17 protein-coding genes and 1 riboswitch are annotated in these 19,677 nt (G+C 39.4%); of the genes, 2 read left to right on the top strand and 15 right to left on the bottom strand.

Annotation, left to right across the window (positions count from 1 at the left end; all coding sequences use genetic code 11):
* Together sdhA and J2S10_RS00965 are read right to left on the bottom strand one after the other, a co-directional pair.
* Entirely contained in the window at positions 1-1,752 is a 1,752-nt protein-coding gene (sdhA, locus tag J2S10_RS00970; RefSeq protein WP_307403751.1) for a succinate dehydrogenase flavoprotein subunit, read from the bottom strand.
* A gap of 62 nt (positions 1,753-1,814) precedes the next feature.
* The gene (locus tag J2S10_RS00965; protein ID WP_307403749.1) at positions 1,815-2,423 is read right to left on the bottom strand and encodes a succinate dehydrogenase cytochrome b558 subunit; all 609 of its coding nucleotides are present in this window, start codon (positions 2,421-2,423) and stop codon (positions 1,815-1,817) included.
* A gap of 454 nt (positions 2,424-2,877) precedes the next feature.
* Between J2S10_RS00965 and J2S10_RS00960 the strand changes: the two genes are divergently transcribed.
* Positions 2,878-3,330 (top strand): YslB family protein, encoded by a 453-nt coding sequence (locus tag J2S10_RS00960; protein WP_307403747.1) that lies wholly within the window; start codon positions 2,878-2,880, stop codon positions 3,328-3,330.
* A gap of 114 nt (positions 3,331-3,444) precedes the next feature.
* Here the strand turns inward: J2S10_RS00960 and J2S10_RS00955 are convergent, their stop codons facing one another.
* From J2S10_RS00955 to zapA, 13 genes are all read right to left on the bottom strand, one after another.
* Positions 3,445-4,665 (bottom strand): aspartate kinase, encoded by a 1,221-nt coding sequence (locus J2S10_RS00955; RefSeq protein ID WP_307403745.1) that lies wholly within the window; start codon positions 4,663-4,665, stop codon positions 3,445-3,447.
* A gap of 115 nt (positions 4,666-4,780) precedes the next feature.
* Positions 4,781-4,958, bottom strand: a riboswitch (Lysine riboswitch).
* Positions 4,959-5,028: 70 nt separating this feature from the next.
* Positions 5,029-6,801, bottom strand: coding sequence for an excinuclease ABC subunit UvrC (gene uvrC, locus J2S10_RS00950; RefSeq protein WP_307403743.1), 1,773 nt, complete (start codon positions 6,799-6,801; stop codon positions 5,029-5,031).
* A gap of 145 nt (positions 6,802-6,946) precedes the next feature.
* The gene (trxA, locus tag J2S10_RS00945; RefSeq protein ID WP_307403740.1) at positions 6,947-7,261 is read right to left on the bottom strand and encodes a thioredoxin; all 315 of its coding nucleotides are present in this window, start codon (positions 7,259-7,261) and stop codon (positions 6,947-6,949) included.
* Positions 7,262-7,484: 223 nt separating this feature from the next.
* Positions 7,485-8,462 carry an electron transfer flavoprotein subunit alpha/FixB family protein gene (locus J2S10_RS00940; protein ID WP_307403739.1) on the bottom strand — a complete coding sequence of 326 codons (978 nt, stop codon included), beginning with the start codon at positions 8,460-8,462 and terminating at the stop codon, positions 7,485-7,487.
* Positions 8,463-8,501: 39 nt separating this feature from the next.
* Positions 8,502-9,275 carry an electron transfer flavoprotein subunit beta/FixA family protein gene (locus J2S10_RS00935; RefSeq protein WP_307403738.1) on the bottom strand — a complete coding sequence of 258 codons (774 nt, stop codon included), beginning with the start codon at positions 9,273-9,275 and terminating at the stop codon, positions 8,502-8,504.
* Between the two features lie 110 nt (positions 9,276-9,385).
* Positions 9,386-10,159: an enoyl-CoA hydratase gene (locus J2S10_RS00930; protein ID WP_307403736.1), complete on the bottom strand. Its 774-nt coding sequence runs from the start codon at positions 10,157-10,159 to the stop codon at positions 9,386-9,388.
* Positions 10,160-10,183: 24 nt separating this feature from the next.
* Positions 10,184-10,774 (bottom strand): TetR/AcrR family transcriptional regulator, encoded by a 591-nt coding sequence (locus tag J2S10_RS00925; protein WP_307403734.1) that lies wholly within the window; start codon positions 10,772-10,774, stop codon positions 10,184-10,186.
* Between the two features lie 192 nt (positions 10,775-10,966).
* Complete coding sequence (locus tag J2S10_RS00920) at positions 10,967-12,670, bottom strand: long-chain-fatty-acid--CoA ligase (protein WP_307403732.1); 1,704 nt, start codon at positions 12,668-12,670, stop codon at positions 10,967-10,969.
* Positions 12,671-12,909: 239 nt separating this feature from the next.
* Positions 12,910-13,317 (bottom strand): DUF350 domain-containing protein, encoded by a 408-nt coding sequence (locus J2S10_RS00915; protein WP_307403730.1) that lies wholly within the window; start codon positions 13,315-13,317, stop codon positions 12,910-12,912.
* Positions 13,318-13,336: 19 nt separating this feature from the next.
* Positions 13,337-15,694, bottom strand: a complete 2,358-nt coding sequence (locus J2S10_RS00910) for an endonuclease MutS2 (RefSeq protein WP_307403728.1) — start codon at positions 15,692-15,694, stop codon at positions 13,337-13,339.
* Between the two features lie 17 nt (positions 15,695-15,711).
* A complete protein-coding gene (gene polX / locus J2S10_RS00905; protein WP_307403726.1) occupies positions 15,712-17,430 on the bottom strand; it encodes a DNA polymerase/3'-5' exonuclease PolX in 1,719 nt (572 codons plus the stop codon).
* Between the two features lie 74 nt (positions 17,431-17,504).
* Complete coding sequence (locus J2S10_RS00900; protein ID WP_307403724.1) at positions 17,505-18,059, bottom strand: CvpA family protein; 555 nt, start codon at positions 18,057-18,059, stop codon at positions 17,505-17,507.
* A 6-nt stretch (positions 18,060-18,065) separates the two neighbouring features.
* The gene (zapA, locus tag J2S10_RS00895) at positions 18,066-18,326 is read right to left on the bottom strand and encodes a cell division protein ZapA (RefSeq protein WP_307403722.1); all 261 of its coding nucleotides are present in this window, start codon (positions 18,324-18,326) and stop codon (positions 18,066-18,068) included.
* Between the two features lie 126 nt (positions 18,327-18,452).
* Here zapA and rnhC point away from each other — a divergent pair, with 126 nt between their 5' ends.
* Entirely contained in the window at positions 18,453-19,400 is a 948-nt protein-coding gene (gene rnhC / locus J2S10_RS00890; protein ID WP_307403721.1) for a ribonuclease HIII, read from the top strand.
* The last annotated feature ends 277 nt before the right edge of the window (positions 19,401-19,677 follow it).

Below are 19,677 nucleotides of genomic sequence, written 5' to 3'. Positions count from 1 at the left end.
CTAGTGCTTTGTAGTATAATCGCGCTTCCGTGGCTTAAGTAAGGATATATCTACATCCTCATAATGGAAAGCTGGAGCAGTATTAGAATCAACAAATTTCGCCATTGTTGTTTTTAAGAATTCCTCGTCATTCCGTTCAGGAAACTCAGGTTTATAGTGAGCACCGCGGCTCTCATTACGATTGTAAGCACCAAGCGTAATGACACGTGCCAATTGCAGCATATTTTGTAATTGTCTTGTAAAGGCTGCTCCCTGGTTGCTCCATTTAGCAGTATCATTAATGTTTATATGTTTGTAGCGTTCTAATAGCTCCTGGATTTTTCCATCCGTCTTTAATAGCCTGTCATTGTAGCGGACAACCGTAACATTATCTGTCATCCATTCGCCAAGCTCTTTATGAAGAACATAAGCATTTTCCGTTCCATTTAAGGTCATGATGGAGTTCCACTTTTCTTCCTGATCTTTAACATGGCGGTCAAAAACTGAAGAAGAAACAGCTTCTGAACTCTTTTCAAGTCCTTCGATATATTTGACAACATTTGGACCTGCAACCATTCCTCCGAATACTGCTGAAAGCAAGGAATTGGCACCTAGACGGTTCGCACCGTGCTGAGAATAATCACATTCTCCGGCAGCAAATAGACCCGGGATACTAGTCATCTGGTCATAATCAACCCATAGTCCACCCATGGAATAGTGTACAGCAGGGAATATTTTCATTGGAACTTTCCGAGGATCATCACCCACGAATTTTTCATAAATCTCAATAATTCCGCCAAGTTTTACATCCAATTCATGTGGATCCTTGTGTGATAAATCAAGGAAAACCATGTTTTCACCGTTTACACCCAATTTTTGATTGACACAAACATCAAAAATTTCACGTGTAGCTATATCACGTGGTACAAGGTTTCCATAGGCAGGATATTTTTCTTCCAGGAAGTACCATGGTTTACCGTCTTTATAGGTCCAAACCCGGCCGCCTTCACCACGCGCTGATTCACTCATTAAGCGCAGTTTATCATCACCAGGGATGGCAGTAGGATGGATTTGAATCATTTCGCCGTTTGCATAATGAGCACCCTGTTGATAGACGATAGACGCTGCAGAACCTGTATTAATAATAGAGTTCGTCGACTTACCGAAAATGATTCCGGGTCCGCCGGTTGCCATGATAACAGCATCCCCCGCAAACGACTTAATTTCCATGGTTTTTAAGTCTTGCGCAACGATTCCGCGGCATACGCCATCGTCATCCACTACTGCGCCCAAGAACTCCCAGCCTTCATATTTGGTAACCAAACCATCTACTTCATGACGGCGAACTTGCTCATCTAATGCATATAGCAATTGCTGACCGGTCGTAGCACCTGCAAAAGCAGTCCTGTGGTGCTGAGTGCCGCCGAAACGACGGAAGTCTAATAATCCTTCAGGCGTACGGTTAAACATAACACCCATCCGGTCAAATAAATTAATAATAAACGGTGCAGCATCGCACATTGCTTTGACAGGAGGCTGATTCGCTAAGAAGTCGCCGCCATAAATCGTATCATCAAAGTGAATCCATGGGGAATCCCCTTCACCTTTTGTATTAACAGCTCCATTAATACCACCTTGGGCACAAACAGAGTGAGAACGTTTAACCGGAACAAGAGAAAATAATTCTACCGGTGTTCCATGTTCTGCAACTTTTATCGTTGCCATTAAGCCAGCTAAACCGCCGCCGACTATAATCACCTTGCCTTTACTCATCGTGACTCACTCCCTTAATCCAAAAAATCCAAAATTTTTCCGTTCGACAAATTTATCAGTTATTAAACAAAAGCTATAAGTGCTTGTATTCCAATAATGGACAACAGAACGAAAATTACAATTGTCACGTATGTAGAAATCACTTGCGAACGTGGCGTTACTGTAATTCCCCAGCTTACCATGAATGACCATAACCCGTTTGAGAAGTGGAAAATTGCTGACAGGATTCCGACTAAATAAAAACCAAACATGAAAGGTGAAGACAAAATATTTTGCATCATTTGGAAGTTAAGTGCTGTACCAAATGCCATAGCTATACGTGTTTCCCAAACATGCCATGCCAAAAAGATAAGTGTTATTACACCCGTTATGCGCTGCAGCAGGAACATCCAGTTTCTAAAAAAGCCATATCTGCCAGTATTGTTTTTAGCAGTAAAAGCAATATATAGTCCATAGATTGCATGATATAATAATGGTAAGAAAATTAATACAATTTCCAGGACTTTCAGATACGGCAGACTCTCCATGAAATTTGCTGCCTTGTTAAAAGATTCTACTCCCCCTGTTGCATAATGATTGACTGTAAGGTGCACGATCAGAAATAAGCCAATTGGAATGACACCCAGCAATGAATGCCATCTTCGATAAAAAAACTCTCGATTACCCGCCATTTTATACCCCCCTTTAATTTGTAAACATGATGTTAAGGTTTTCCTTTTTAATGTACCCTTTTCAAAAGTTTTAATAAACCTAGCATCACTGTGACAATTATGTGACATGTCCATTTTACTCCCATCGACATATAGCGTCAAGAAAACGTATACACAAAAGTATATATTATTATTTAGTTTTTTAAATATATTGATATTATAAAATACTGGTAAAATCACAAAATGCAAAGCGTTTTTCATTGAAGAAAAGAACAATCATGATACAATTATTTACCAACAACCAGAAAGAAAAATTACTTCATTAAACGGGAAACATAGGTATAATGAAAAACATAATAAGGTATTGTAACATAACAAAATTTCAGTAAAATTTCTTTTTTCGATTTGTCGAAAAAACTGTAATGAAAAAAAAAACAAATTGTATATAATAGAATGATAGAAAGAGGGGAGACTTTTGAAAGATAGTACAGTTATAGAACGTGATATCAATTCAGATGAATCTAGAACTATTTCAATCTTTGGTTATGAATTAATCAGAGAAACCGTTTTACCTGAGATTCTGGGCAAAGATACTCCGGAAATCCTTTACTGGGCCGGAAAGCGAATAGCGAGAAAATATCCTTTGCATTCTTATGAAGAAATAATTGAATTTTTCTCCTCAGCCTCATGGGGCCAGTTAGAGATTAAAAGCGAAAATAAGAATGAAATGGAATTTGAACTAATGAGCCCTCTCATCGTGTCGCGTGTCCAATCGAAAGCAGAACACTTTTTTCAACTTGAAGCAGGATTTTTAGCGCAACAACTTGAACTTCAGAAAGAAGTCATTGCCGAAACCTTTGAGCACCCTGTCAAAAAATCAAACAAAGTACAATTCACCGTCAAATGGGATACAAAAGATCAGGTATAAACAGGTAAAAAGAATAAAGCTTTCATGTGAGAATTGACTCTCCACATGAAAGCTTTTCTTTTTGGATTTGTACACCCTCAGTGGACATTTTTGTGAAAATGTCCATTGAGGGTGTCAGGCACTATGTGAAAGTCCGAACGCTTCGTGCAGGACCTCTACAGCTTTTAGCATGTTTTTTTCTTCGACGACGGCTGAGACTTTGATTTCTGATGTGCTGACCATTTTTACTTGGATATTGTTTGCTGCCAGGACTTCGAACATTCTTGCCGCTACCCCTGGATTGGAGATCATTCCTGAGCCGACAATTGACACTTTTGCTAATTTGTTTTCGGCATCAAGTTGCTCATAGTTCAAAGATTCTTTATTATCTTCTAGAACGCGTAAGGTTTCCATTAAATCTTCCGTTTTAATAGAGAAGGAAAGATTTGCTGTTTCTGCTTCTGTTGTGCTTTGAATGATAATATCAACATTTATATGATTTCCGGCTAATGTTGTAAAGATGGTTGATAGGCTTGTTAAAGAATTGGCTAAGCCTAATACAGTTACTTTGGTAATTTCCTCTTCAAATGCCACTCCGCGAACCACTAGATTTTGTTCCATAGTTGCTTCCCCCTCAATGACTGTTCCTTCAATTTTCTCCATGCTTGAGCGAACTTCAAGCCGAACATTATAATTTTTAGCAAACTCAACTGCTCTTGGATGTAACACACCTGCTCCCAAATTAGCCAGTTCAAGCATTTCATCATAGGAGACAGATAATAGTTTGCGTGCCTTTTTGATAAACCTTGGGTCTGTTGTGAAAACCCCGGTTACGTCGGTATAGATATCGCACTTATCTGCTTTTAATGCCGCTGCTAATGCTACAGCAGTTGTGTCTGATCCGCCGCGACCAAGAGTGGTAATTTCACCATTTTCCGTGATTCCCTGGAAGCCGGCAACAATCACAACCTTTCCGACAGATATCTGACTCTCAATTGCCACAGTATCAATCTTCGTTATTCGGGCATTACCATGTACAGGTTCTGTGACGATTCCTGCCTGCCAACCTGTAAAAGAAACGGCTTGCAGTCCTTTTTGATTTAACGCCATTGACAACAAAGCGATTGTCACCTGTTCTCCGGTCGTTAAAAGCATATCCATTTCCCTTTTATCAGGCTGAGGAGAAATTTCCTTTGCTAGCTTTACGAGTTGGTCTGTTGATTTCCCCATTGCTGAAACAACGACAACAACATTGTTGCCTCTTTCCGTTTCTTGCTTAACACATTCTGCTACATTTAAAATTCTCTCAACACTTCCAACGGAAGTTCCACCGAATTTTTGAACTATTAATCCCATTGATGTTTCCCCTTCTTTCAATTGATGCTTAAGCATTAGTTTTCTCTAAAAAACAAAAAAAGCAATGAGAGGGCATCTCATTGCTTGGAAAACACAAAAAAAATTTGTGCAGACAATGTAAGATAGCTCTCCAAGACAATCGTCTTGACAATCCGGCATTTATTCAATACAGGACCAGCAAAGAAAGAAATGAGGCTTTCTTCACTTCGGCGAACATTCCCTTTCAAAGTTCTTCCTTGAAGCTCATCCTTCTCAGAACCTTTACTTTTGAAGCTCGCACCTCTACCTTCACTTTAACACGTAAAAGTGATAGTAAATTAAATTTTCACCTATTATAACATAGCCTGTTTCTCCTGACAATCACTATGTCCGTAGTTTATTTATTAATTCTTCTGCTACATTGACGGGGATTCCGAGTGCCGTAAACTCTTCAATACTGGCTTCCTTCATTTTTTTTACAGAGCCAAACTGTTTTAATAATAATTTTTTTCTTTTTTCGCCAATTCCCTGAATATCATCCAGAAGGGATTGGAAAGCACTTTTCCCGCGAATTTGCCTGTGAAAGGTAATCGCAAATCGATGGACTTCATCCTGAATTCTTTGCAGCAAATAAAATTCCTGGCTGTTTCTTGCTAACGGAACTATCTCCAAGGGATTACCGTAAAGCAACTGCGATGTCCGGTGTTTCTCATCTTTGACAAGTCCTGATAATGGTATGTCCAAACCGAGTTCATTTTCCAAGACATCTCTTACAGCCTCTACATGTCCTTTTCCGCCGTCAATGATAATCAAATCAGGCAGCGGCAGATTTTCCTTCAAAGCTCTGGAGTATCTTCTTCTCGTAACTTCCCGCATCGATTCATAATCATCCGGACCCTGAACCGATTTAATTTTATACTTGCGGTATTCCCGTTTATTTGCCTTACCATCAATAAACACAACCATGGCCGAAACAGGGTCTGTTCCTTGGATATTGGAATTATCAAAGGCCTCGATTCGATGTGGTGTATAGATACCAAGGATATTCCCTAATGTTTCAACCGCCTTTGTTGTTCTTTCTTCATCTTTTTCAATAAGCAAAAATTTCTCATTAAGGGCAATCTTGGCATTTTTAATAGCCATTTTAACCAGGTCTTTTTTCTGTCCGCGCTGGGGCTTTAATACTTTTACCTCAAGAAGCTGCTCAGTTAAATTCAGGTCGACTTCATCCTGAATTAGAATTTCCTTTGGTTTAAAGTGGATCGGTTTCGAATAAAACTGGCCCAAGAAGGTTAAAATTTCTTCCTCCGGTTCATTGTAGATCGGAAACGTCGAAACATCTCTTTCAATCAGTTTCCCCTGACGGACAAAAAAGACCTGGACACACATCCACCCTTTATCAACGGCATAGCCAAAGACATCACGGTCGGTAAAATCCGTCATCGTTATCTTTTGTTTTTCCATAATCGTTTCAATATGGATGATTTTATCGCGAAATTCCTTAGCTCTCTCGAAATCTAATTCCTCAGCCGCACTGTTCATTTTCTCAGTAAGATCTTTTTTTATTTCGTTATAACCGCCATTTAAAAAGCGGGTAATTTCATCAGTCATTTGTTTATATTGTTCTTCGTGGATGTCATTAACACAAGGTGCGAGACATTGTCCTAAATGGTAATATAAACACACCCTATCCGGTAGGGTTGCGCATTTCCGTAATGGATAAAGTCGGTCCAGCAGCTTTTTTGTCTCATTGGCTGCCCCCACATTCGGATAAGGACCAAAATATTTGCCTTTATCTTTTTTCACTTTCCTTGTGATGATTAGCTTTGGATGCCGTTCCGCGGTAAGTTTTATAAACGGATAGCTTTTATCATCCTTCAGCATGATATTGTATTTGGGGTCGTATTTCTTGATTAAATTTAATTCGAGAATAAGTGCTTCTATATTCGAGGAGGTAACAATATATTCAAAGTCTTCAATCTCATTTACAAGCCGTAAGGTTTTACCATCGTGAGAACCTGTGAAATAGGAACGAACGCGGTTTTTTAATACCTTTGCTTTCCCCACATAAATGATTGTCCCCTGACGGTCTTTCATTAAATAGCAGCCAGGCTGATCAGGTAACAGTGTTAGCTTTTGCTTAATTGTTTCATTCATTCCGGCCAACCCACTCCGTCCAAGTTTTTTATGTTTATCTTTAAAAATTTTAAAACAAACGAGTCGGAAAGAAAAGTACTCTCTTTTGGAAAATAAAAACCTTAGCAGGAAAGTTCCAAGCTAAGGTTTGAATTCACTCTATCAATTACACGTGTTTTTCTAAAACACCTGCTAAAGCTTCTTTTGGCTGAAAGCCGACAACTTTATCAACGACTTCACCATTTTTAAAAACTAATAATGTGGGGATACTCATGACACCGTATTTTGCAGCGGTTTCTTGGTTCTCGTCTACATCCAGCTTAACAATTTTAACTTTATCTCCCATTTCTGAATCAAGTTCATCAAGAACGGGAGCTATCATTTTACAAGGTCCGCACCATGGTGCCCAGAAATCTGCAAGTACAAGGCCTGAACCTGTTTCAGCAGAGAAATTTTGATCTGTTACATGAGAAATAGCCATTTTGAAATACCCTCCTAATTAATACTGAAATACTAACGAAAGTATATCACCCATTGTAAAATCATGCTAATAATTTGTTTCGCATGTAATTTTCCCGAAAAACACGCAAGTATTCTCCTTGATTGTTGGGAAAATCGAGATGTTAAAGCCGGAGTTACCACTAATCGGAAGCTAATAAAAACGAGCGGATTTTCCACCGCTCGTTTTCTTTTAGCTCTTCTTATTATGAGTGAACTTTAAGTTTTTTAAACTCTTCAGTTAACAATGGTACTACTTCAAATAAGTCGCCGACAATTCCATAGTCAGCTACTTTAAAGATGTTTGCTTCAGGGTCTTTATTGATTGCTACAATGACTTTAGAATTTGACATCCCCGCTAAATGCTGAATCGCACCGGAGATTCCGCAGGCAATGTATAGGTCAGGTGTTACTACCTTTCCGGTTTGGCCGATTTGCAGCGAGTAATCACAATAATCAGCGTCACATGCACCGCGTGAAGCTCCGACTGCTCCTCCCAATACTTGTGCCAATTCTTTTAACGGCTCAAATCCTTCAGCACTTTTTACACCGCGGCCGCCCGAGATTACCACTTTTGCTTCACTAAGGTCTACGCCTTCGCTAGCTTTACGAACAACCTCTTTAATGATGGCACGCAGGTCTTTAATTTCCACTGAAAGGGATGTCACCTCACCCGTTTTGCTTTCATCTTTTTGAAGTGGAGCAATATTGTTAGGACGTACGGTTGCAAAAATTAAACCGTCCGTTACAATTTTCTTTTCAAATGCTTTTCCGGAATAGATAGGTCTTGTGAAAACGATATTTCCGCCTGCTGATTCAACAGCTGTTGCATCTGAAATCAGACCGGATGAAAGTTTTCCGGCAATTCTAGGTGATAAATCTTTACCAAGTGCTGTGTGCCCTAAAACTAAGCCCTCCGGATTTTCCTGATCAATTACAGCTAAAAGCGCTTGAGAAAAACCGTCAGAGGTATATTGAGTTAATTTTTCATCTTCAACTACCACAACACGGTCTGCGCCATACTGGATTAATTCAGCACCTAAAGCGCTTACAGTTTGGCCAACTAAAACTCCTACAACTTCCCCGCCCTCTGCAACTGTTTTTCCTGCAGCAATTGCTTCGAAAGAAACGTTACGTAATGATCCTTCACGGACTTCTCCTAATACCAATACTTTTCTAGACATTCCCTTTACCTCCTGCAAACTTTTTTGTAAAAAAACCGATTAAATTACTTTTGCTTCAGTATGAAGAAGTTGAACAAGTTCTTTTACCTGATCAGAAAGATCGCCTGCGAGAACCTTTCCGGCTTCTTTTTTAGGCGGCAAATAAATTTCAATTGTTTTTGTTTTTGCTTCTACATCTTCTTCTTCAAGATCTAGATCATCCAATTCTAATTCATCTAGCGGTTTCTTCTTCGCTTTCATAATTCCCGGTAATGATGGGTAGCGTGGCTCATTTAAACCTTGTTGAGCAGTCACTAACAATGGAAGGCTAGTTTCAATTACTTCAGAGTCCCCTTCAACATCACGGGTTACAGTTGCCTTAGTTCCATTGATTTCAAGCTTAGTAATAGTTGTAACGTAAGGAATATTAAGCAGTTCAGCTACACGCGGACCTACTTGACCGGAACCGCCATCAATAGCAACGTTTCCACCTAAAATCAAGTCAGCATTTTTATCCTTTAAGTATTCAGCGAGGATTTTTGCTGTGGTAAATTGATCGCCAATTTCAATTTCATCTTCAATATTAATAAGGACAGCTTTGTCAGCTCCCATTGCAAGCGCAGTACGTAATTGCTTTTCAGTTTCCTCATTGCCTACGGAAATGACAGTTACTTCTCCGCCATTGGCATCGCGGACTTGGATAGCTTCTTCAACGGCATACTCATCATAAGGATTAATGATAAACTCTGCTCCATCCTCATTGATTTTCCCGCCGGAAATCGTGATTTTTTCTTCAGTATCAAAGGTTCTTTTCATTAACACAAAAATGTTCATGGTTTCCCTCCTAAAATTTCGAGCATTCGCTCAGTTTGAAAGATTGAGAAAATTTTTTCGAAAAAATTTTATATAAATTTACAAAAAATGGAGAACCCACTTTGGTAAATTTACTCACCTTTAAAATGAGGTTCACGTTTTTCAATAAAGGCTTGAATGCCTTCTTTGCCGTCATTTGACATGAATACTTCACCAAATAATTTTGCCTCTTTGTCTGAGCCTGCATAGAACTCTTCAGTCTTTGCATAGTTTAATAATATAATAGCAGAACGTAAAGAGCCATGGCTTTTCTTGGCAATTTTTCCTGCAAGAATATAGGCCTGATTTAATACTTCATTTTCGGGATAGGCATGGTTGGCTAATCCGTATTGAACGGCTTCAACTCCTGTAATCGGCTCGGCAGTAAACAGCATTTCCGCCGCTCTTGAGACTCCAACGTATTTTGGCAATCGCTGTGTGCCCGCAAAACCGGGAATTAATCCAAGCTGCAGCTCAGGGAGGCCAAGCTTTGCGGTTTCACTTACAAGACGGATGTGGCAGGCCATTGCCAGCTCAAGACCGCCTCCTAAGGCAGCACCATGAATAGCAGCAATAATTGGGATATGGAATTTTTCCATTCGATCAAACAAATCCTGACCAAATTTTCCAAGCTTTGAAAAGTCTTCAGATGAAGCAACCGTAGTAAATTCTTTAATATCGGCACCCGCAGAGAAAAAGCGGCCTTCCCCATGAATAACAATAACTTTTAGATTACGATTGGATTCAATTTCATCAAGCACGATAGACAATTCCCTTATTAAACCTGTTGAAAGGGCATTAGCCGGCGGCCGCGAAATGGTAATGGTGGCAATGTTGTCTTGGTGAGACCATTTTAAAAATTCCAAATTAACTCCTCCTATCATAAAATGCTACTTGTCCCTGCTTCCACATCCATTAATCAATAAACGATGAACCGAGAAGGTAAGTGCGTTTAAATCATATCTTTCCTCATTCATTACCCAGGATGTTACAGTTTCATCGATCGTACCGAAAATCATTTGCCGAGCAAGGCGTACATCAAGATCGCTTGAAAACTCTCCAGTCTCTTTACCTTCAATCAAAATACGGTCAATAACTGATAAATACCCTTTTAGAATATCATTTATCTTTAAACGGAGCTCTTTATTAGATTGACGTATTTCGAGCTGGGTCACGATAGCAAGATGATGGTCTTCTGAAAGCAGTCTAAAATGAGTTTCGATCAACATTAATAACTTCTCTGCCGCCGTCTCTTTTCCTGCTATTTTCTCATTAATTTTTTCAACAAAAGTCCCCATTTTTTCTTCAAAGAGGGAGATCAGTATGTCTTCTTTGTTTTTAAAGTAAAGATAGATGGTTCCATCGGCCACGCCGGCCTGTTTGGCAATTTTAGAAACTTGGGCTTGGTGGTAACCATTTTCAGCGATTGCTATGACCGCCGCATCAATAATTTGCATGTATTTCGGCTTACTTTTATTCACTAAGTGTCCCCCCTTTGAAGAAAACTTCATTCGATTTAAATATAAAAATGAATGAATAGTCATTCATAATTTTATATTAATTTTTGAACGCATTTCTGTCAAGAAATACTTATGCACATTTTAATACTATTCCCATTTAGAGACAAGCTTAAATATTCAAAAATAAAAAGCCGAGTCTACGGCCTTACAAAGTTAGGCATGTTTAGGGCGATCTTCTTCTATTTTTTTCTTTTCTTCATCAACAAGCGTTCTGCGTAAAATTTTTCCAACTGCTGTTTTTGGTAATTCTTTTCTAAATTCATAAATTCTCGGAGCTTTATAGGCAGCAAGATGTTTTCTTGCAAATTGGTTCATTTCCTCTTGGGTAACTGTTGCTCCTTCTTTTAATACAACATACGCTTTCACGGTTTCTCCTCGATATGGATCGGGTATACCGGCAACAACTACCTCCTGAACATCCGGATGTTCATACAAAACTTCTTCTATTTCTCTTGGATAGATATTATAGCCGCCGGCGATAATCATATCTTTTTTACGATCCACTATATAAAAATATCCCTGCTCATCCATATACCCGAGGTCACCTGTTAACAGCCATCCGTCTCGAAGTGTTTGAGCTGTGTCCTCAGGGCGATTCCAATAGCCTTTCATCACTTGCGGTCCTTTTATGGCAATTTCACCGACTTCACCGGCAGGTAAGCGCTCACCGGAATCTAACGAGAAAATTGCTGCATCTGTATCAGGATATGGAACCCCAATACTCCCTTTTATCCTTGGGCGGTCCCATAAGAAATTGGAATGTGTTACTGGAGAGGACTCCGTTAAGCCATATCCTTCCACTAATTTCCCGCCGGTTATTTCTTCAAATTTTTGCTGAACTTCAACCGGGAGCGCAGCGGAACCACTAATACAGGCTTTAATTGAAGAGAGATCGTATTTTTTCAAATCCGGGTGGTTCAATAATCCTATATAGATTGTGGGTGCACCCGGAAAAAGGGTAGGCCTTTGTTTTTGAATCGTTTTTAAGGTTGTTTCAACATCGAATTTCGGTAATAGAATCATTTTTTGTGCCTGCATTACGGATAATATCAGTACGGTCGTCATCCCGTAGACGTGAAAAAAGGGGAGAATTCCCAGCACCGATTCTTCACCGGGTCTACTTTTATATAGCCAAGCCTGGCACATCTCAGCATTCGAAACCAGATTCTTATGTGTTAACATAACACCTTTCGGAAAACCAGTAGTACCGCCTGTATATTGCAAAAGTGCCAAATCTTCCTCAAAATCTATTTCATGCATAATTAATTTTTCCGGCTGATTTTTTATTATTTCTGAGAGTATATGTGTGCTGCGTTCATGTTTTACCTTGACGACAAGTCCATATTGCTTTTTCTGGATAAAAGGATAAACCAAATTTTTAGGAAAAGGTAAATAATCCTTGATGGAGCTTACTATAATATTCTGTAAATTTGTTTGCGGTAGTACTTTAGAAACGCGAGGATAAAGGATTTCAAGGGTGATAATTGCTTTTGCCCCGGAATCCTTCATTTGGTACTCCAGTTCTCGCTCCGTATATAGCGGATTTGTTTGAACGACAATTCCTCCCGCCATTAATACCGCATAATAGCTGACTACTGCCTGTGGAGTATTCGGGAGCATGATTGCCACTCGGTCCCCTTTGAAAATACCTATTTTCTGCAGGTAACCGGCAAAGATAAGCGCCTCCTCATGAAGTTTTTTATAGGTGATTTCTTTTCCCATAAAATGAATCGCGATTTTTTCCGGAAAGTTTTCTGCAGCATTGACTAAGTATTGTTGTACAGGCTCTCGTGAATATTCAAGTTGGGTTGGGATTTCTTCAGGGTAATTCTGAAGCCATGGTTTTAATTCAGACATTTTAACCCCCCCTTTTAGAAATTTTAAAAAAATTCTAATTTCTACTCCTTATTATAATATAGGCTTATTTTTTAAACAATGTGACAATTAGAAACAGGGATTAAAAAACCACCGCTGTAATACACACAGCGATGGTTTTTGATTAAGAAAAAAACACCATATATACCAAACCAATTAGCAAAAACAAGCCGCATAATCCAAGAAGTACTTTAGCCAATGTCTCCACTTTTTTTCTCTCCTTATGAAATTCCTGCTCCAATCACATACGATAAACCGATGGAAATGACCATAGAAATTAATCCAACTGCCCGATTATCCTTTTGTATTTCTTCATCAATTTTGAATTTCGGTGTTAAAAATTCATAAATAAAATATCCGGCTAATAAGAGGACAAATCCAAAAATCCCCCAGCTAATCATCGTAAGCAATGTATTATGCTGCTGTATGGAATAGCGAAAAATATTCGCAATTCCAAATATTTTCCCTCCCGTTGCCATTGCGACGGCCAAGTTTCCTTTTTTGATTTCTTCCCAATTTTTATATTTAGTTACCACTTCAAAAATTGCCAAAAAGACAATCATACATAAAATGACAACACTATAATAGGCAGCAATTTGAATATACTCGTTCTCCCAAAACTGGTCCATTCCCTAATCTCCCCGTACATTATTTAAACTCAACTACGGTAACGCCTGATCCACCCTCACCGGCTTCTCCAAAGCGAATTTTTTTAACAGAACGGTGATTCCTTAAATATTCTTGAACTCCCTGCCTTAGAGCCCCTGTGCCTTTACCATGAATAATCGATACACGGGGATAGCTTGAAAGCAGGGCGTCATCAATATATTTTTCTACTTTTAGAAGGGCATCTTCATATCTTTCCCCACGTAGATCCAGCTCCAATTTTACGAATGAATCTCTGCCTTTCACAATCGCCATCGGCTTTGTTTCTACTTGTTTCGGAGTGCTGATATATTCCATGTCTTTCTCTTTAACCTTCATTTTCAAAATTCCAATCTGGACCTGCCATTCACCAGAGGATACTTTTTCAAGGAGAATGCCTTTTTGGTCAAAGGTAAGAATTTTTACTTCATCACCGGGCATAAAGGTATGCTTCTTATTTTTCTTATTTATTAGCTTCTCAGATTTCTTTATTTCCGGTGCTGCTTCTTGCAGACGTCTTTTTGCATCAATTAATTCATGTTCTTTAATTTCGGCATGCTTCTCAGTCCTCATTTTTCGGAGATCACGAATTACCTTTTCAGCCTCAGCTTTCGCCTCTTCAACGATTTCTGCTGCCTTTTCAGCTGCATTTTCAAGCATGGAATCCTTGTTTTCGTAAAAATCAATCATTTGCTTTTGCAAATCCTGATGAAGCTTTTCCGCCTGCTTTAAGTAATCACGGGCCTCAACTTGTTCGATTTCTGCCTGCCGTTTACTTTGTTCAAGGGATGCAATCATTTGATCGATTTTATTCGTATCTTCACTTACATGCGAACGGGCAGCTTCAATGACCCTTTCATTTAACCCTAATCGTTTCGATATTTCAAAAGCATTGCTTCGTCCCGGAACACCAAGCAGCAGCTTATAGGTTGGGCTTAATGTCTCGACATCGAATTCGACACTGGCGTTTAGAACTCCTTCACGGTTATAGCCGTAAGCTTTTAATTCCGGATAATGCGTTGTTGCAATGACCCTTGCTCCCTTGCTGTGCACTTCATCCAAAATCGAAATAGCTAACGCTGCACCTTCCTGCGGGTCAGTGCCGGCACCAAGCTCATCAAACAAGACAAGACTTTTAAAATCTACTTTATTTAAAATTTCAACAATATTTACCATATGGGAGGAGAAGGTACTAAGGCTCTGCTCAATCGACTGCTCATCACCAATATCGGCAAATACAGAGTCAAATACCGCGAGCTCCGAACCGTCAAGGGCAGGTACTTGTAAACCTGCCTGTGCCATTAAAGAACATAAGCCTAATGTTTTTAACGTTACCGTTTTACCGCCCGTATTCGGGCCGGTAATCACAATCGTCGTATAATCCTTCCCGAGAAGAATATCGTTTGCTACTACCTCTTCGATTGGAATTAATGGGTGTCTTGCTTTATAAAGAGCGATCCGTCCCTCATTATTCATTCTCGGCATTGATGCTTTAATACTACGGCTGAATCTTGCTTTTGCAAAAATAAAATCTAAATTTGCTAAGCAGGCGACGATTGTTTGCAATTCGGAATCATGTTCAGCCACATTCGCCGACAGCTCAGTCAAGATGCGCTCAATCTCAAGCTGTTCTTTTACGCGAATATCCTGCAGCTGGTTATTTAATTGAACAATTGCCTGCGGCTCAATAAATAGGGTTTGCCCTGAAGAACTTTGGTCATGAATGATGCCGCCGTAATGGCCGCGGTATTCCTGTTTTACAGGAATAACAAAGCGGTCATTTCGAATCGTAACGATCGCGTCCGATAACATTTTTTGCGCACTTGATGAGCGAATCATGCTCTCTAATTTTTCACGGACTCTCGCTTCATTCGACCTGAGGTGATGCCTTAATGAGCGCAACAGCTCACTTGCACCATCAAGGACCTCGCCGCTCTCATCGATCGCATATTTTATTGACTGCTCCAGATTGGTAAGCGGGATTATTTGTTCTACCTGTTCTAATAAAATTGGAATGTCCGTTCTCTCATCCGCTAAATCTTCAATAAATCGTTTCATTTGACGGCTTACATGGATGGTACTGGCAATTTGAACCAACTCGAACGGACTGAGCACACCGCCAATGACCGATCGTTTTATATGGGCACGGATATCATAAATACCTGATAGCGGAACATTCCCTTTTATCCGCAAAACAGTTACTGCCTCATCTGTTTCTGCTTGGAGCTTTACTACTTCATCAAAATTTGTTGCAGGGATTAAATGTTTTATTTTTTCTATTCCAAGTGAGGATGCAGCATGCTCTAACAGCTTCTCCTTCACTTTCGTAAATTCTAATACCTTTAAGGCTCTTGCTTGCATGGAGAGAACCCTCCTAATTACTGTCGATTGTGAATAAATTCAAGTAAATCATTTTTGTCCATTGCATTTAAGACGGTTGACCTTTTAATCCAACCTTTTTTGGCTGCGGAAACACCGATTTCCATATGGGTTAAGGTATCCATTTTGTGGGCGTCTGTATTGATGATAATTTTTACACCTGCATCCTGCGCTTTTTTCAAATATTCAGCTGCCAGGTCAAGCCGGTTTGGATTCGCATTTAGTTCTAAAGCTGTATTAGTTTCTTTAGCCAATTCTATGAGTAAATCGATGTCCACGTCATATCCTTCACGGCGGCCAATTTTTCTGCCGGTTGGATGGGCGATTAAATCGACATGCGCATTTTCGAGAGCTGTTTTAAGCCGTGCCATAATTTTTTCCTGTGGCTGGGAAAAAGCAGAATGAATGGAGGCGATGACGAAATCCATTTCCGCTAACAAGTCATCCTCAAAATCCAATGTTCCATCAGGAAGAATATCCATTTCCACACCTGAAAGAATAATAAAATCATCGTATTTTTGATTTAATTTCCTGATTTCCTCCCGCTGCATCAATAGCCTTTCCCGCGTAAGCCCATTCGCCACTTTTAAATACTGGGAATGGTCCGTAATCGCCATATACTGATATCCTCTAGCACGGCAGGCTTCAGCCATTTCTTCAATCGAATGGGCCCCGTCGCTCCAAGTCGAATGCATGTGAAGGTCACCTTTAATGTCCTTTAGTTCGATTAATTCCTCCGCGGTCGAATATTCTTCGACCTCTTTTCCGTCCTCTCTAATTTCCGGAGGAATGAACGGCAGGTCAAAATGCTTGAAAAATTCTTCCTCAGAGGAAAAGGTTAATATTTCACCTGTTTCAATATTCTCGACTCCATACTCACTAATTTTCTCACCGCGTTCTTTGGCAAGCTGTCTCATCCGGACATTATGATCCTTTGAACCTGTAAAGTGGTGCAGAGTTGTCGTAAATTCCTCTGGTTTAACAAGACGAAAGTCAGCAGAAATATCATATTCTAATTCGAATGTTACCGAAACCTTTGTATCTCCTGCCCCGATAACCTCTTTAATTTTCGGCAGTTCCAGAAGCTGTTGTTTCACGGCTCCCGGTTGATTGGTAGCAATGATAAAATCTAGATCTTTAATTGTTTCCCTCATTCTCCGCAAGCTGCCTGCCCTTGAAAATTGCTGAATATCAGTAAATGTTTCAAGAAGGGACTCGATTTGTTCCGCTATCGGAAGCATATAAGCTAGCGGCAGTCGTTCCGGCCTTGTGCCGATATTTTGAATGGCACTTAAAATCTTCTCTTCTGTTTTCTTCCCAAAACCGGGTAATGCTTGAACGAGTCCTGACTTACAGGCTTCTTCTAAGCCGGATACGTCCTCAATTCCCAGCTCCTGATACAGTTTGGCAATTTTCTTTCCGCCGAGCCCCGGCAATTGCAGGAGCGGAATTAACCCTGGAGGAACTTCTTCTTTTAGCTCTTTTAACACTGAAGAAAAACCTTCTTTTATGTATTCATCAATAACCGCAGCGGTACCTTTCCCGATCCCGGAGATAGCCGTAAAATCTTCAATGTCTGTTAAACTGCGATCATCGCCTTCTAATGCGGTTGCAGCCTTACGAAATGCAGATACTTTAAAAGGATTTTCCCCTTTCAGCTCTAAATAGACCGCGATTGTTTCTAATAACCTTATTAAATCTTTTTTATTTACTTCCATCATAAACACCTGCCCATGAGATTAGCATTGTCATTTTTTCCATATTATTTCTCTCCGAATAAAAAACTTCTCTGCTACAGAGAAGTTAAAGCAGCTGAATATTCAATCCACAAACTCTTTATTTGCCCGGAAAGGATAGGAGTGTGATTTACAATTGCTTTTGCCAAAAATGATTGATCCAAAGAATTCTGGAAAACTCCCATTGGAATTAAGGCCGCAATATATAATAAAATAAAGATAATTAAATAGACTTCACAAAAACCGAGAATTCCTCCCGCCCAGACATTTAACTGCCTGAGAATAGGCAAATGGGCGATAAAATCAAGCATCGAACCGATAATTTGCAGTAAAATCTTAACGGCAAAAAAGATAATAACAAAAGAAATGGCACGGTAGAATGCAGCTTCCATGTTAGTGCTGTCGGTTAAAAGTTTTAAAGTTGAGCTGTTTCCAAAGTTTGGATAAGGAATCCATAATGTAAGTTTAGGAGCCAGTTTCATATAGTATAAATTTGCGATCGTATATGCAATAATAAAACCTGTTATATGAACAAGCTGTAGAATAAAGCCTCGTCTAAGGCCGACAAAAAATCCCATAATTAATAAAATAATAATTGCAATATCCAACATTCGATTTCAATCCTTTTCTTTTTGAAGTTCCTTTTGCAGACGCTCCAATTGTTCTTTCACTTTTAGATAATCATTGACGGCATTGACTGCTGTTAAAACAGCTAGCTTATCTATGTTAAGAGATGGATTCTTGGAGCTGATTTCACGCATTTTATTGTGTACCAATGCACCCACCTGCCGAATATGGCCAGTGCTTTCGGTACCTAAAATGACATATTGCTGTCCGAAAATATCGACAGTCGTTCTATTTTTGTTTGTATTTGACAACGTAAATGCCTCCATTCAAGAATCCTACTCCATATCATAACACGAACGCATATGAGTGGAAAAGTCAAACAGTTTTTAGCCTAGTTTAATATATAAAATATTTAGTAGAAAAGTGGTGCTTTTATTTTGGGTAATGTAGTTTTAAATCGAACTCTGAATGAAATTATGGAAATGAAAAATCATTATCGATCCTTTTTAATCGATAAAAACCCCCAAGGAAGCGTTTTTGCAGCCAAAACTCCTTCCTGCATGATAACAGCCTATAAATCAGGTAAAGTATTATTTCAAGGGAATGACAGTGAAAAGGAGGCTGGCAAATGGGGAAGTGCCAGCACACCTTCAGCAAAAAAAACAGCTTCTTCTAAAGCAAAAACAGCCAAGGGTGACCTCCCTGAGGGTATTGGAAAAATGTCTGCGATCGGTTCAGACGAAGTAGGGACAGGAGATTTTTTTGGACCGATTACAGTTGTTGCGACCTACGTAAAAAAAGAAAATATACCGTTACTTAAGGAACTGGGCGTAAGAGACTCAAAGGATTTAAACGATGAAAAAATCATAGCGATTGCAAAGGTAATTAAGGATATAGTCCCGTATAGCCTGTTAACATTAAAAAATGAAAAGTATAATAAGCTGCAGCAATCGGGAATGTCGCAGGGAAAAATGAAAGCCATCCTTCATAATCAAGCAATCTTAAATGTGTTAGATAAAATCGCTCCCCAAAAACCCGAAGCCATATTAATCGATCAATTCGTCCAAGGAAGTACGTATTTCCAGCATGTAAAAAGCCAAAAAGCGATTGCGAAAGAAAATGTCTATTTCAGTACAAAAGCAGAAGGAATCCATATCGCGGTTGCTGCAGCTTCTATCCTGGCCCGATATGCATTTGTTCAGTATATTGATACATTAAGTGCGGCGGCAGGTTTTACGATTCCAAAAGGAGCAGGTGCACAAGTCGACCAAGCGGCTGCAAAGTTAATTTTGAAAAAAGGCCGCGAGATTTTGCCATCATTTGTAAAGCTTCACTTCGCCAATACAGATAAAGCACTGGCAATTGTCAATAAAAAACGCATATAAATGGTTTGAAATAAATATATTTGGCTTGGAGATTGACAATATAAAAGCATCGCCCTTTAAAAATTCCCGAATACGATATTTTTTCCCAATGAATTTGCTGTCTAATTTCCAACCAATTTATTGAGCATCAGCTGTAGTTCTTTATAGAATGCACCCTTTTATTTTTCAGCGAATTTGAGGAGTTTATCAGCGAAACTAACAGGTTTATCAGCGAATCAGTGAGGTTTATCAGCGAAAATTAGAGTTTATCAGTGAATTGTAATTTCCCAAGGGAAGG

It is taken from the genome of Neobacillus ginsengisoli, from assembly GCF_030813055.1.
The sequence above is the reverse complement of the archived record's forward strand: the minus strand, read 5'-3'. Positions and strand labels throughout refer to the sequence as shown.

Excerpts from the sequence above, each read along its gene's own strand:
- sdhA (WP_307403751.1), bottom strand. The coding sequence starts at position 1,752 with ATGAGTAAAGGCAAGGTGATTATAGTCGGCGGCGGTTTAGCTGGCTTA.
- J2S10_RS00965 (WP_307403749.1), bottom strand. The coding sequence starts at position 2,423 with ATGGCGGGTAATCGAGAGTTTTTTTATCGAAGATGGCATTCATTGCTG.
- J2S10_RS00955 (WP_307403745.1), bottom strand. The coding sequence starts at position 4,665 with ATGGGATTAATAGTTCAAAAATTCGGTGGAACTTCCGTTGGAAGTGTT.
- uvrC (WP_307403743.1), bottom strand. The coding sequence starts at position 6,801 with ATGAATGAAACAATTAAGCAAAAGCTAACACTGTTACCTGATCAGCCT.
- trxA (WP_307403740.1), bottom strand. The coding sequence starts at position 7,261 with ATGGCTATTTCTCATGTAACAGATCAAAATTTCTCTGCTGAAACAGGT.
- J2S10_RS00940 (WP_307403739.1), bottom strand. The coding sequence starts at position 8,462 with ATGTCTAGAAAAGTATTGGTATTAGGAGAAGTCCGTGAAGGATCATTA.
- J2S10_RS00935 (WP_307403738.1), bottom strand. The coding sequence starts at position 9,275 with ATGAACATTTTTGTGTTAATGAAAAGAACCTTTGATACTGAAGAAAAA.
- J2S10_RS00920 (WP_307403732.1), bottom strand. The coding sequence starts at position 12,670 with ATGTCTGAATTAAAACCATGGCTTCAGAATTACCCTGAAGAAATCCCA.
- J2S10_RS00915 (WP_307403730.1), bottom strand. The coding sequence starts at position 13,317 with ATGGACCAGTTTTGGGAGAACGAGTATATTCAAATTGCTGCCTATTAT.
- J2S10_RS00910 (WP_307403728.1), bottom strand. The coding sequence starts at position 15,694 with ATGCAAGCAAGAGCCTTAAAGGTATTAGAATTTACGAAAGTGAAGGAG.
- polX (WP_307403726.1), bottom strand. The coding sequence starts at position 17,430 with ATGGAAGTAAATAAAAAAGATTTAATAAGGTTATTAGAAACAATCGCG.
- J2S10_RS00900 (WP_307403724.1), bottom strand. The coding sequence starts at position 18,059 with ATGTTGGATATTGCAATTATTATTTTATTAATTATGGGATTTTTTGTC.